The 12,437-nt window shown below is 59.5% G+C and carries 11 protein-coding genes; 2 read left to right on the top strand and 9 right to left on the bottom strand.

Features of this window, described 5'->3' with window-relative positions; translation table 11 throughout:
* Window positions 1-91: 91 nt before the first annotated feature.
* A complete protein-coding gene (gene ppk2 / locus AC2FAJ_RS03480; RefSeq protein WP_023327546.1) occupies window positions 92-910 on the bottom strand; it encodes a polyphosphate kinase 2 in 819 nt (272 codons plus the stop codon).
* 166 nt (window positions 911-1,076) lie between these two features.
* Here ppk2 and araJ point away from each other — a divergent pair, with 166 nt between their 5' ends.
* On the top strand, window positions 1,077-2,252 hold the full coding sequence (araJ, locus tag AC2FAJ_RS03475; protein ID WP_485453818.1) for an MFS transporter AraJ: 1,176 nt from the start codon (window positions 1,077-1,079) through the stop codon (window positions 2,250-2,252).
* A 6-nt stretch (window positions 2,253-2,258) separates the two neighbouring features.
* Here the strand turns inward: araJ and AC2FAJ_RS03470 are convergent, their stop codons facing one another.
* The 7 genes from AC2FAJ_RS03470 to AC2FAJ_RS03440 form a co-directional block, all read right to left on the bottom strand.
* Entirely contained in the window at window positions 2,259-3,350 is a 1,092-nt protein-coding gene (locus AC2FAJ_RS03470; RefSeq protein ID WP_188245600.1) for an alkylhydroperoxidase domain protein, read from the bottom strand.
* 10 nt (window positions 3,351-3,360) lie between these two features.
* Window positions 3,361-4,350, bottom strand: coding sequence for a putative FMN-dependent luciferase-like monooxygenase (locus tag AC2FAJ_RS03465; RefSeq protein WP_041909854.1), 990 nt, complete (start codon window positions 4,348-4,350; stop codon window positions 3,361-3,363).
* Entirely contained in the window at window positions 4,347-5,954 is a 1,608-nt protein-coding gene (locus AC2FAJ_RS03460) for a dipeptide ABC transporter ATP-binding protein (protein WP_485453817.1), read from the bottom strand. The genes AC2FAJ_RS03465 and AC2FAJ_RS03460 overlap by 4 nt, the downstream gene beginning before the upstream one ends.
* Window positions 5,951-6,802 carry an ABC transporter permease gene (locus tag AC2FAJ_RS03455; protein ID WP_023344202.1) on the bottom strand — a complete coding sequence of 284 codons (852 nt, stop codon included), beginning with the start codon at window positions 6,800-6,802 and terminating at the stop codon, window positions 5,951-5,953. Before AC2FAJ_RS03455 ends, AC2FAJ_RS03460 begins: the two co-directional genes overlap by 4 nt.
* The gene (locus AC2FAJ_RS03450; protein WP_047368609.1) at window positions 6,799-7,743 is read right to left on the bottom strand and encodes an ABC transporter permease; all 945 of its coding nucleotides are present in this window, start codon (window positions 7,741-7,743) and stop codon (window positions 6,799-6,801) included. The genes AC2FAJ_RS03455 and AC2FAJ_RS03450 overlap by 4 nt, the downstream gene beginning before the upstream one ends.
* Before the next feature lie 10 nt (window positions 7,744-7,753).
* Complete coding sequence (locus AC2FAJ_RS03445; protein WP_252007713.1) at window positions 7,754-9,373, bottom strand: TIGR04028 family ABC transporter substrate-binding protein; 1,620 nt, start codon at window positions 9,371-9,373, stop codon at window positions 7,754-7,756.
* Window positions 9,374-9,535: 162 nt separating this feature from the next.
* A complete protein-coding gene (locus AC2FAJ_RS03440) occupies window positions 9,536-10,738 on the bottom strand; it encodes an NAD(P)/FAD-dependent oxidoreductase (protein ID WP_485453816.1) in 1,203 nt (400 codons plus the stop codon).
* Window positions 10,739-10,868: 130 nt separating this feature from the next.
* Between AC2FAJ_RS03440 and AC2FAJ_RS03435 the strand changes: the two genes are divergently transcribed.
* Window positions 10,869-11,375: an RrF2 family transcriptional regulator gene (locus tag AC2FAJ_RS03435; RefSeq protein WP_028013240.1), complete on the top strand. Its 507-nt coding sequence runs from the start codon at window positions 10,869-10,871 to the stop codon at window positions 11,373-11,375.
* 43 nt (window positions 11,376-11,418) lie between these two features.
* Here the strand turns inward: AC2FAJ_RS03435 and adhP are convergent, their stop codons facing one another.
* Window positions 11,419-12,429: an alcohol dehydrogenase AdhP gene (gene adhP, locus AC2FAJ_RS03430; RefSeq protein ID WP_485453815.1), complete on the bottom strand. Its 1,011-nt coding sequence runs from the start codon at window positions 12,427-12,429 to the stop codon at window positions 11,419-11,421.
* Window positions 12,430-12,437 lie beyond the last annotated feature (8 nt).

Here is a 12,437-nt window from a genome sequence, read left to right as displayed (position 1 = left end):
TTGTTGGTGCGGCCATTATCAACCGCCGCCAACAAAAAACAATACTGTATCCCCTGGTAATCTATATTCTGCGAGCTGCCTCCCGGTTATATCAGAACCGCTCCTCAACATACCGGAACGGGTATTTCGTGGGTTTAACTTTGCCGATTTTGCGCTTCGGTAAATCCACCTTGTCGACGTGAATTTCTTTATACGGGATCTGCGAAAGTAGATGCGAAATAATATTCAGACGCACGCGTTTTTTATCTTCAGAACGGGCGACAAACCACGGTGCCCAGGCTGTATCGGTGGCTTCAAACATGGCGTCGCGCGCGCGGGTGTATTCGTCCCAGAGGTTAAAGGATTTAATATCCATCGGCGACAGCTTCCAGATCTTACGCCCATCGTTGATGCGGTCGCGCAGGCGCCGCTCCTGCTCTTTCGGCGTCACCTCCAGCCAGTACTTCAGCAGGATAATTCCGGCATCGACCATCGCTTTTTCCATAACCGGCGCGCCGTCTAAAAATTTCTCCGCCTGTTCCTCCGTGCAGAACCCCATCACCCGTTCCACGCCCGCGCGGTTATACCAGCTGCGATCGAAGATCACGATTTCACCCGCCGAAGGCAGATGCGGCACATAGCGCTGGAAGTAAAGCTGGCTTTTTTCTTTTTCCGTCGGGGCAGGGAGCGCAACCACGCGAAACACGCGCGGGCTGACGCGCTCGGTGATCGCTTTAATGGTACCGCCTTTGCCGGCGCCATCGCGTCCTTCAAAAACAATACACACTTTTAACCCTTTGGCGACGACCCACTGCTGGAGCTTAACCAGTTCAACGTGCAGGCGGCGGAGCTCTTTTTCATACTCTTTGGTCTTAAGCGGTGCATTCGATACAACATCAACAGCGACAGGGGTTTTCTTTTTGCTTCCCATGATTGTCATCCTCAGGTTGTCCGGCGCGGGAAAAAGCGAGGCCGCACTATGAAGTGTAATCCACCTGAATTAATGGATTAACCTGTCAGCCAGCTGATTTGAACTGGCTCACCATACAAGATTATTCAATAATGCCCGTTGCGAATGATTAACCGGTGGTTGAGGCATGAAAAAGACAATATTTTCGTTGGCGCTTGGCACATTTGGCCTGGGCATGGCTGAATTTGGCATCATGGGCGTGTTAACCGAGCTGGCGCATGACACCGGTATTTCGATTCCCTCCGCCGGGAATATGATCTCGTTTTATGCCTTCGGCGTGGTGATTGGCGCGCCGATTGTGGCGCTGTTCTCCGGCAAGTTCTCGTTAAAAACGACGCTGCTGTTTCTGGTTGCCATGTGCGCAGTCGGAAATGCCCTGTTTACGTTTTCTACGTCGTATTTCTGGCTGGCGCTGGGGCGTTTGATCTCCGGTTTTCCGCACGGGGCCATTTTTGGCGTCGGGGCGATTATCCTCTCTAAAATTGCGCCACCCGGGAAGGTGACGGTCGCGGTGGCCGGGATGATCGCCGGGATGACCGTGGCCAACCTGGTGGGCGTCCCGCTCGGCACCTGGCTGGGGCACCAGTTCAGCTGGCGTTATACCTTTTTCCTGATAGCCCTGTTCGATGCGCTGGTGATCCTCTCGGTGCTGCTCTGGGTGCCGGACATCCATGACAAATCAGAAATCAAATTGTCCGAGCAGTTTCAGTTCCTGAAGAAGCCGGAGCCCTGGCTGATTTTTGCCGCCACCATGTTTGGCAATGCTGGCGTGTTCGCGTGGTTCAGCTTCGTTAAGCCGTTTATGGTCAACGTTTCTGGCTTTTCCGAAGGGATGATGACGGCCATTATGATGCTGATGGGCCTTGGCATGGTGTTGGGCAATCTGCTGAGCGGCAAAATCTCGGGGCGCTTTAGCCCGCTGCGCATTGCGGCCATCACCGATATGGTGATTGTCGCCTCGCTGCTGCTGCTTTTCGCCCTGGGCGAACTGAAAACGGCCTCGCTGGTGATGGGCTTTATCTGCTGTGCCGGGCTGTTTGCGCTCTCTGCACCGCTGCAAATTTTGCTTCTGCAAAATGCGAAGGGCGGTGAGATGCTGGGGGCAGCCGGAGGGCAGATGGCGTTTAATCTCGGCAGCGCGATCGGGGCGTACTTTGGTGGGATGATGATTACCCTCGGCTTTAGCTGGCGCTACGTCACGCTGCCTGCGGCGTTCCTCTCGTTCTCGGCCATGAGCGCGCTGTTGATCTACGGTTACCTGCGGGCCAGACAGGCTCAGGCTAACGCTCGCGCGCTAGCCTGATTGCATTCAGGCAAGCCAGGGCTCACCCAGCGTCAGCATCAGGCGGTTGGCCCAGGCGAAGAACGCAGCGGACTGCACCAGGTCAAGCTGCGCCAGGGTATCAAGCCCCTCTTTTTCCAGTGCGGCAAGGTGCAGCGGCGTGGCGGCAGGCGGGGTAACCGACAGCGCTGCCGCAAAATTAATTTCCGCCTGCCAGCGCGCAGATTGCCCCTCGCTCAGGGAGCGTCCCGGACGTACGGCCAGCAGGGCCTCTACCGCCGCGTCATCCTTTGACAGCTGGCTGGCTTTGCGCGCATGGACAGAGGCGCAGTAGATGCAGCCGTTAATTTTACTGGCTACCGTTGCGGCCAGCTCGCGCTCGGCGCGCGGCAATCCCCCCGGCGTATAAAAAATTCCTTTATCCGTTAGCGTGCGCTGTTCAAGCACCGGCAGGTTGCGCCCCAGCAGGCGGAAGTAGTCGGAATCGGTATGGCCAAATTTCGCCAGAACGGCAACCTCGTCATCACGGAAGTCCGCCAGCGGTTTGGCGTCGATCCACGGCTCCCAGCCCAGCTCCTGCTGGGTGAACGCGACGGGAGCCGTCTTCCCGGAGACCGTGGTTGCGGTTGTATGCCAGATGCCTGCCGCCACCGGCGCATCGCTTGCCACCACCGGCTTGTCATTTAGCAGCCGCAGCCCGGCGACGAGTCGGCTCTGAAAGCTGACAAACGCGATAAGCTGCGCCAGGGTAACAATGCCTTCCTTGCTCCAGCCCGCCCGGGTCAGCGCCGTCAACGCGGACGGCGTGGCTTCGACGGGAGAGAACGTCAGCAGGCGCGCGAAGTGCAGCGCCGGGGTCAGGCGTTCGGATGTAGGGTCGGCCAGGCCAAACCCCGCATAGTGCGCGGCCAGCGCCTCCGCGTTGTGCCACCTGGCGACTTTTGCCGCGACGGCGAACCGCTCGTCCAGCGCAAAATCGCTATCCTGCTGGGTAAATAAGATTTCGTAGCTGCCCTGTGCGTGGCGCGTGGCGGCGTCCCGCGTGGCGCGCGCCTCTGCCAGAGGGGAACCGGGTTTAATTTCCGCCAGCTCGGCGAGAATGTCGTGACTTAATGACATAGGTGTCTCCTCAAAGGATGTGGGGGGCAATCCGTTCGGCGATCAGTTCGATGGAGCGCAGCGTGTCGCGATGGGTGGGCTCAACCGAATGGACCTGGAATGAGATGTCCGTGGCGCGCCGGAGAACGGAATCAGCCTGCAGCGAATGCAGCACCGTCTCTGGCGAGCCGATATGGGCGTCGAACTGGCGACGAAAATCTGTGACAGTGTCACCTTTAACCGCGTGTCCGGCAGCGCGATGCTGCTGGGCCTGCCTGGTGAGACCCGGCGTGGCGACCTTCAGCGCGTAGTCATCGCTGTCGGCGACGAACGCCGTACGGGAGGCCAGAATGCGCGGTGCAATGCCCGCAGGCAGAGCCTCAAGGTAGGCATCCACAATCGGGTTCTGGATCGCGTCGAGCGTCAAATCAAACTGGTCTGCCGGGCGCGGCTGCGTGCGGGAGAGCATCAAACCGTGTCCGGCCCGCGCGGCGCGAACGGCACCGTCGACGGAAAAGGTGGCAATCCAGATCCGTTCAGCCAGCTGTGGCGCTGGCGGATAAAGGTGGTTATCCGGATGGGTGAGCGAATCCCCGCGCCAGGCGCTCTGGATCATATGCAAATGGTCAGCAAAGGCCGCGCCGCGCTGTTCAAACGTCAGTCCGAACGGCAGGAAAGAGGTCGGCGTGCCGCCCGAACCAAAACCGACTTCGAGACGACCATCGGCGAGTAAATCCAGCACCGCCGCATCTTCCGCCACGCGCAGCGGGTTTTCCATCGGCAGGGTAATGATGGCCGTGCCCAGGCGGATGGTTTCGGTATGCGCCGCAACGTGGGCCAGAAACAGCAGCGGCGACGGCAGGCCGCCTTCACTTTCGTGGAAGTGGTGCTGGGCAATCCAGGCGCTGTCAAAACCGTGGCGTTCGGCGTGGCGGATCTGTTCGGTTGCCAGACGATAGCGCTCCTTCGGCGTGGCGTCGTCAAGCAGGCGGGTGAAAAATCCCAGGCGTTTTCGCGTCATGCGAACTCCTCCGTAGCGGGTGAAAAATGGGGAATGGCGGCAATCAGCTCGCGGGTATAGTCGTTCTGCGGCGACGTGAATAAGGTCTCGACGTCACCGTGTTCGACCACCTGACCGCTGCGCAGCACCGTGACGCTGTGGGCGATCCGGCGAACGGTAGAGAGATCGTGCGTGATGAACAGGTAGGTCAATCCCAGCTGCTGCTGTAACTGCTGAAGCAGTGCCAGAATCTGCGCTTGTACGGTGACGTCCAGCGCGGAGGTGGCTTCGTCCAGCACCAGAATAGTCGGCTCCAGAATCAGCGCCCGGGCGATGGCTACGCGCTGGCGCTGCCCGCCTGAGAGCTCCCTTGCGGTGCGGGTCAGGAGTTCGACGGGCAGGGCAACCCGCTGCGCCACGGTCTCCACCCGGAGCTTGCGCTCCGCCTTGCTGAAGCGAGCAAAGTTCTTCAGCGGCTCTTCGATGATGTCAAACAGAGTTTGACGCGGATCGAGAGAGGCGAACGGGTTCTGGTAGACAAACTGGATCTTCTGGCGCAGCTGACGACGGGCCTCGCGGCTGAGGTCGGTGGCATCAATATCATCAATAATGACCTGTCCGCTGTCCGCCTGTTCAAAACCCAGCAAAATACGGGCGAGGGTGGTTTTCCCGGAGCCGGATTCACCGACCAGCGCATGCGTGCTGCCGCGCCTGACGTCAAACGTCACCCGATCCAGCGCCTGAAGGTGATGACCTTTGCCCAGCGAGAACCGTTTGCTGATGGCGCGGGCGCGAATGGCCGGGGACGCCAGCGGAAGGCCAGCTACCGGGGCAATGGTCAGGCGCTGGCCCTGGAGATCGCTCAACAGCTGGCGGGTATAGGCGTGCTGCGGCGTGCGGACAATGTCGGCGGTGTCGCCGTGCTCCTGAACCTCACCGTTGCGAAACACCAGCAGCCTGTCCGCGCGCTGGGCAGCCAGCGCCAGATCGTGAGTGACAAACAGAACCGCAGTACCCGATTCCCGGCGCAGGATATCCAGCAGATCGAGAATGCGTTTTTGCACCGTCACGTCCAGCGCGCTGGTGGGCTCATCGGCAACGATCACGTCCGGGCGCAGGGCGATGGCGATGGCAATCAGCACGCGCTGTTTCATCCCGCCGGAGAGCTGATGCGGATACTGCTTCATGCGCTGTTCGGGATGGCTCAGGCCGACCTTTTTCAGCAGGGCGAGCACCTGCTCGTCGCGCTGGAGTGCCGTTACCTTTTGGTGCTGCTGAATAATTTCCCCGACCTGTACGCCGATCGTCTTCACCGGGTTGAGTGAATTACCCGGATCCTGCGGAACCAGGCTGATTCGCGCGCCGCGAAGGGTATCGAGACGCTTCGCTGACCACCGGCTAATCTCCTCGCCGTTGAGCACGATTTTCCCGGCATCGCGTCGGGCGTTATCCGCCAGCAGACCGATAATCGCCTGTGCCGTGGTGGTTTTGCCTGAGCCGGATTCGCCGACAAAGGCCAGCATTTCCCCCCGCCGGAGGGTGAAGCTGACGTTATGCACCACCTCGCGCCACTGGCGCGCGGTACGGTAGCTGATGGTCAGGTTTTCTACCGAGAGTACGGTCATTTCAGGCCTCCGCTGAACTGCTGGCTGATACGGTTGGTGGCAAGCACGACGGCGATGACGACCACGCCGGGGAAGGTAGTTAACCACCAGGCGGTAGAGAGATAGTTACGGCCTTCGGCAATCAATAAGCCCCATTCCGGAACAGGCGGCGGGGTGCCGTAGCCGAGAAAGCTCAGCGTGGAGAGGGCCAGAATGGCCTGACCAAACTGCAGCGTGGCAAAGGCGAGGACGGCGGTTAAGGCGTTGGGCAGGATGTGTCGCCACAGGACCGCCAGGAACGTCCCGCCGCTGCCAAACGCCGCCTCGACATAATCCGTATGGCGGATGCGCACCACTTCACCGCGCGCGAGGCGGGCGAAGCTGGCGATGGAGGCCACGCCGACGGCAATGGCGGCGTTAACGGTGCCAAACCCGAGCAGAATAATGACCGTCAGCGAGAGCAGCAGAGACGGAATGGACAACAGCACGTCGACAAAACGCATCAGGAAAGATTCGACGCGTCCAGCGAACGCGCCGGCGATCACCCCCAGACCGGTGCCCACCACCAGCCCCATCGTGACGGCAGCGAGCGCTGCGCTCAGGGAGTGGGACGCACCATACACAATGCGGGTGTAAACATCGCGGCCAAGCTGATCGGTGCCGAGCCAGTGGCCCGCCTGCGGTGCCAGACGTTGTGCTCCGGCGATGCCCTCAATCGGGCTGTAGTGGGTTAACAGGCCGGGGGCTACGGCAGCAAAAACCGCGAGAATAATCACCGCCCACGCCAGCCACAGTCCCGGCTGCCACGCGACGCCCTGCCAGCCCGGAACGCGTTTTCGCGCGGCGGCAGCGTAATCGACCAGGCTCATGATGCACCTCCGGTAACGGTTTGCAGACGGGGATCCAGCAGCGGCATCAGCAGGTCCACCAGCAGATTGATCAGGACAAAGCCGAGAGCGGAAATCATCACCACCGCCTGAAGCACGGCGATGTCCTGGTTGTTCACCGCCTGCTGGGTCAGCTGCCCGAGCCCGCTGCGGCCAAATACGGTTTCGGTGATCAGCGCTCCGGCAATCAGTTCGCCCAGCAGCAGCCCGGCAATATTGAGTACCGGCAGCAGCGCATTGCCGGTGACGTGACGCCACAGGACGGCGGTTTCACTCAGCCCTTTGGCGCGGGCGACGGCGACAAACGGCTGCGTCGCCACCTGGTCCAGGCTGCGCATCAGAATTTGTGCCAGCGGGGCGGAGATCGGGATCGCGACGGTCACGATCGGCAGGATCAGCCCCTGCAGCGGCGTCGGATTAATCACCGGGATCAGCCGCAACTGAAAAGAAAAAAGCTGAATGAGGGCAATCCCCAGCCAGAACGTGGGTAAGGAGATAAACAGAACCGGCAGAGACTGGAGGGTATTACTCAGCCAGCGCAGACCCGGCAGACGCGACGCAAAGGCCAGCGCAAACGCCAACAGGACCGCGAGTAAAAAGGCGGGCAGGGCGAGGCTCAGGGTATCCGGCAGATTGCTGGCAATCAGCTCGCTGACCGGCACCCCTGCCTGTAATGAATAGCCGAAATCTCCGCGCAGCATCGCCAGCAGCGTGTGGCCGTATTGCTGCCACAGCGGGCTGTCCGCGCCGTAGGCCACGCGCATCTCCTCGATTTGCGCCGGGCTTAGGCCCAGGTCCGGGTTCTGAAATTTAATCAGCACCGCGTCGCCAGGCAGTACCTGGAGCAACACGAACGAGAGGGTAAAGGCGGCCCACAGCACCAGCAGCCCGTGCCCAAGACGTTGAAGAAGTGCGTGGCGCATCGTCAGCTCCTCAGTGTTTCTCAATCCACGCGCCGTAGAACGACGGGCGGCCGACCGCTTCAAAATTGACGCCTTTTAGCCACGGCGCACCGGCAAAGACCTGCGGCTCCTCGAAAATCGGAATGACGTAAGCGTTATCCAGCAGGTAGCGCTGGGCATCGCCGGTCAGCTGCAGGCGTTTTTGCGGATCGACCTCTGAGGAGATATTTACCAGCAGCGCATTCAGCTTGTCGTCGCGGAAGCTTTTGACCTTGTCGCTGGAGCCGCCTTTTTGCAGCAGCGCGTCGCGGTTAGCGGGGTAGAACATGCTTTTCACCACGTCAGGATCGGCGCGACCCACTTCGGAGACGGTTAACGGGGTCTTCAGCGGATCAAGGTTATCCAGCGTGCGGCTGCCTGCGTCACCGGCTTTCACGCTCAGCACTACGCCCACCTGACGCCACTGCTGAGCAACCAGCTGCAGCACCTCTTTGTTTTGCGGCTGCGGCAGAGATTCATATACCGTCAGCGCCAGCCGCTGGCCGTCTTTGGCGCGGATCCCGTCGCTGCCCGCTTTCCAGCCCGCCTCGTCCAGCAGCTGGTTGGCTTTTGCCGGGTCAAAGGTCAATTTGTCGCTGAGATCGACAAAGCCTGCGGCGGAATCGGCAATCACCGACTTCGCCTGCGGATAGTTGGCCGAGAAGAGGGTCTCGACCACCTGCTTTGCATTCGTGGCATGCAGCAGCGCCTGGCGCACGCGAATATCGGAGACCAGCGGGTTATCCGGGCGGAAGCTGATACTGTCGTTCACCCCGCGCGTTGGGGCGGCGTAGATTTTATAGCCCTGGTCTGTCGCCTGCTTTTCGTCATACGCCTGCACCTGGCGAATAAAGTCGGCCTGACCGGCCAGCAGGGCGCCGACGCGCACGCTGTCCTCCTGGGTGACGATAAACTTGATGCCGTCCAGATTGGCTGGACCCTGTTGCGCCAGATTTTTGGGTCCCCACTGGTAGTCTTTGCGGGCTTCGAGCGTCACTTCGCGGCCGAGCTTCTCGTCCTTCACCACAAACGGGCCGGAGCCAATGATATGCCGGGCATCCCCCAGCTCTTCAAAGTTGCGCTTCAGCGTGCTGAGCGAGACCAGACCCGACCCAATCGTGGCGGTGCCCTGCAGGAACCCCGGCGACGGTTTTTTGAAGTAAAACTTCACGGTCAGCGGGTCGACCACTTCGCTGCGATCGTAGTTATTGATCACTTCTGACACCGGCAGGCGCTGCGCCTTGTTGCCCAAACCGTAGGTGTCAAAGTTTTTTGCTACGGCGTTGGCATCCAGCGGCGTGCCGTCGGAGAAAGTGATCCCCGGGCGAATTTTGAAGGTGTATTCGGTTTTATCAGCGTTGGTGGTCCAGCTTTCGGCCACCCACGGTTCGACCTGCAGCGTCTTTGGGTTTTGCCACGTCAGTTTGTCGGTGATCTGGTTCAGAATGCCGCCGTTCGGGTAGAAGCCGCCGGCAGGCGGATAGAGGTTGGTGTGCGCCTGTTGTTCCAGATAAATCAGCGTGCCGCCTTTGACCGGCGCATCGGCGGACCAGGCTGCGGTTGTCGTCAGAATCAGCGCCGTCAGCAGCGGCAGACGAAATGGGGTTTGCATGGTGAATTCCTTTGTTATCTTCTTGTTAGCGTCGGATTCATCATCGGGCGCGGGGGAAAACAAGGGAACAAAGGAATTAAGATAAGGATTGCCGGAAACTGAAAATAAAAACGCCCCGTTAGCGGGGCGATGGCGGGGCGATGGCGGGGCGATGGCGGGGGCCTAAACGAATTTCGCCAGCGGGTCCGCGGCGGCAAACGCGACCGTTTTGTCTGCTAATGGCGGATAGATCAGCTCATTCGTGATGGCGATTTTGATCTTCTTCGCCTCGTCGCGGACGGATTTGACGGCCTGATCCCAGCCCTCGGTATAAACCGCACCCCACGCGCCTAAATCCAGGCAGGTAACATAGTTCACCTGACGATAAGGGTAAGGAGTAACGTTCAGCAGGCTGGCGGCAGCGTTATGACCGGCAAATTTCCCTAGCTGGATCGCGTGCTGGCAGGTCATCAGCGCCGTGTTGCCCGCATCGTCTGTTTTGGCGTGAGCCATATCGCCGGTGGCATAGACGTCAGGATGTGCGGGAACCTGCAACGTCTCTGTCACAACCAGGCGGCCCTGGCTATCGCGTTCACCGTCTATCTGCAGGCTGAGGGGATTTGCCTCGACGCCTGCGGTCCAGACGACGGTCGCAGCAGCAATACGTTCACCGTTTTTCAGCGTTACGCCGTGAGCATCAATGGCTTCAACTTCACTCTTCAGCCGCCATTCGACGCCCAGCGCCTCACTCGCCTCTGCAATTGTTTTACGCAATGCGTCGCTATAACGGCCGCCAATAACTGGCCCTCTCTCAACTACGACTATTTTAATCTCTGTATTGTCGCCAAAACGGGCACGGAGTCGGGCAGGTAGCTCCGTTGCCAGCTCGATGCCGGTAAAGCCGCCTCCGCAGACTACCACGGTGTTGCGCTCGAGCGTGGAGGGACGTAACGCCAGTGAATCAAGGTGACGCTCAAATACCTGTGCGGATTCCAGCTGGTCGATGTCAAAGGCGTAGTCAGCCAGGCCGGCAATCGGTGGGCGTTTGGTCTGGCTGCCCGTAGCGAGGATCAGCCTATCGTAGGAAGCCGTAGCATGCGCGCCATTGGACATCCGGTATAAAACGGTTTTTGCCGTGGTATCAATTTGTTTCGCGTGTCCGGCGATGAATGTGATATCAAGCTCGGCAAACAGGTCAGTCAACGGGGCGACCAGCGTTGAAACCTTCTCCTCATAGAAGCGTGGCCGAACGCGGAGTTCGGGTAAGGGGGCCAGAACCGCAATTTCCAGACTGTTATTACCCTGCTGCTCAGAGAGGCGTGCCGCGCTCACGGCTGCCCACATACCCGCAAAACCACTGCCTACGATTAAAATCTGCTTTTTCATATTCGATCCTTTCTCCCGCCAGGCTTCATGCCTGACATAACTGCCACTATACTTGTCGGAGTTAACTCCGACAACTTCTTTCTGAGTTAAAAATCGTTATAATGCTCCGAACACTAATTCGGAGTTAACCATGGCGTTTTACAGTTCCGGTGTGGAATACGGCATTCACAGCCTGATGTGTATGGTGGATGCGAAGGGCAACGAGCGTGAGATGAGCGTCCGGGAGATGGCTGCCTTGCAGGGCGTGCCGTATGACTACCTCGGCAAAATCTTCACACGCCTGTCACGTGCCGGGCTGGTCATCAGTACGGAAGGCAAGGGCGGGGGCTTTAAGCTGGCGCGTCCGGCGGAGCTGATCAGCGTGCTGGATGTGGCGCATGCCATTGACGGCGAGAAAAACATGTTCGAATGTCGTGAAGTGCGCCAGCGGCTGGCCGTGTTTGATGAAGCACCGCCTGCCTGGGTCTGCGACGGCCCGTGCGGAGTACGTTCAGTCATGGACAGCGCGCAGCAGCGGATGGAAGAGGAGCTCGCGCGTCATACTATTCTCGACCTGGCGCGTAAAATGTACCGAAAAGCGCCGGACACCTTCCAGATTGAGGTTCAGGAGTGGATTTCAGTTCGTCGTTCGTCGTAGCAATGAGCCGGGTAAGGCGTAGCCACTACCCGGCAAAAGGTGTTTACGAGCGTAAGTCGATCACCATACGGCCACGGATCTGGCCCTGTTCCATCTCTTTAAAGATGGCGTTGATGTCCTCGATAGGACGCATCGTCACTTTCGGCACCACTTTGCCCTCGGCCGCAAACTGGAAGGCTTCCTGCAGATCCTGACGGGTGCCAACCAGCGAACCCACCACCTGTATACCGTCCAGCACCAGACGCGGAATGTCCAGGCTCATCGCTTCCGGCGGCAGGCCAACGGCGACCACGCGGCCACCGGCACGCACGGCATCTACCGCCGAGTTGAAGGCCGCTTTTGCGACGGCGGTGACGACTGCGGCATGCGCGCCGCCGGTTTTTTCCTGCACAATCTTAGCGGCATCTTCGCTGCGTGAGTTGATGGTTAAATCCGCACCCATGCTCGCGGCCAGCTTCAGCTGTTCATCGTTAACGTCCAGAGCGATGACTTTGGCATTAAACACGTTTTTGGCGTACTGCAGCGCGAGGTTGCCCAGCCCGCCCAGACCGTAAATCGCGATCCACTGGCCCGGTTTTATACCGGAGATTTTCACCGCTTTGTAGGTGGTGACACCGGCGCAGGTGATGCTGCTGGCCGCCGCCGAATCCAGACCATCCGGCACTTTTACCGCGTAATCCGCGGTGACGATGCACTCTTCCGCCATGCCGCCGTCAACGGAGTAACCGGCGTTTTTCACGTCACGGCACAGGGTTTCGTTACCGGTATTACAGTATTCGCAGTGACCGCATCCTTCAAAGAACCAGGCCACGCTTGCACGGTCGCCGACTTTCAGCGACGTCACGCCAGGGCCGACTTCTTTCACGATACCAATACCTTCATGGCCCAGGATTACCCCGGTTTTATCGCCAAAATCACCGTTCTTCACGTGGAGGTCGGTATGGCATACACCACAGCACTCCATTTTCAGCAGGGCTTCTCCGTGCTGAAGCGGGCGTAAGGTTTTTTCAGTGACATTGACCTGATGATCCTGAGTAACAACAGCAGCCTTCATGTGTATCT

The sequence above is a fragment of the Enterobacter cloacae complex sp. 385G4 genome (genome assembly GCF_057320665.1).
The sequence above is the reverse complement of the archived record's forward strand: the minus strand, read 5'-3'. Positions and strand labels throughout refer to the sequence as shown.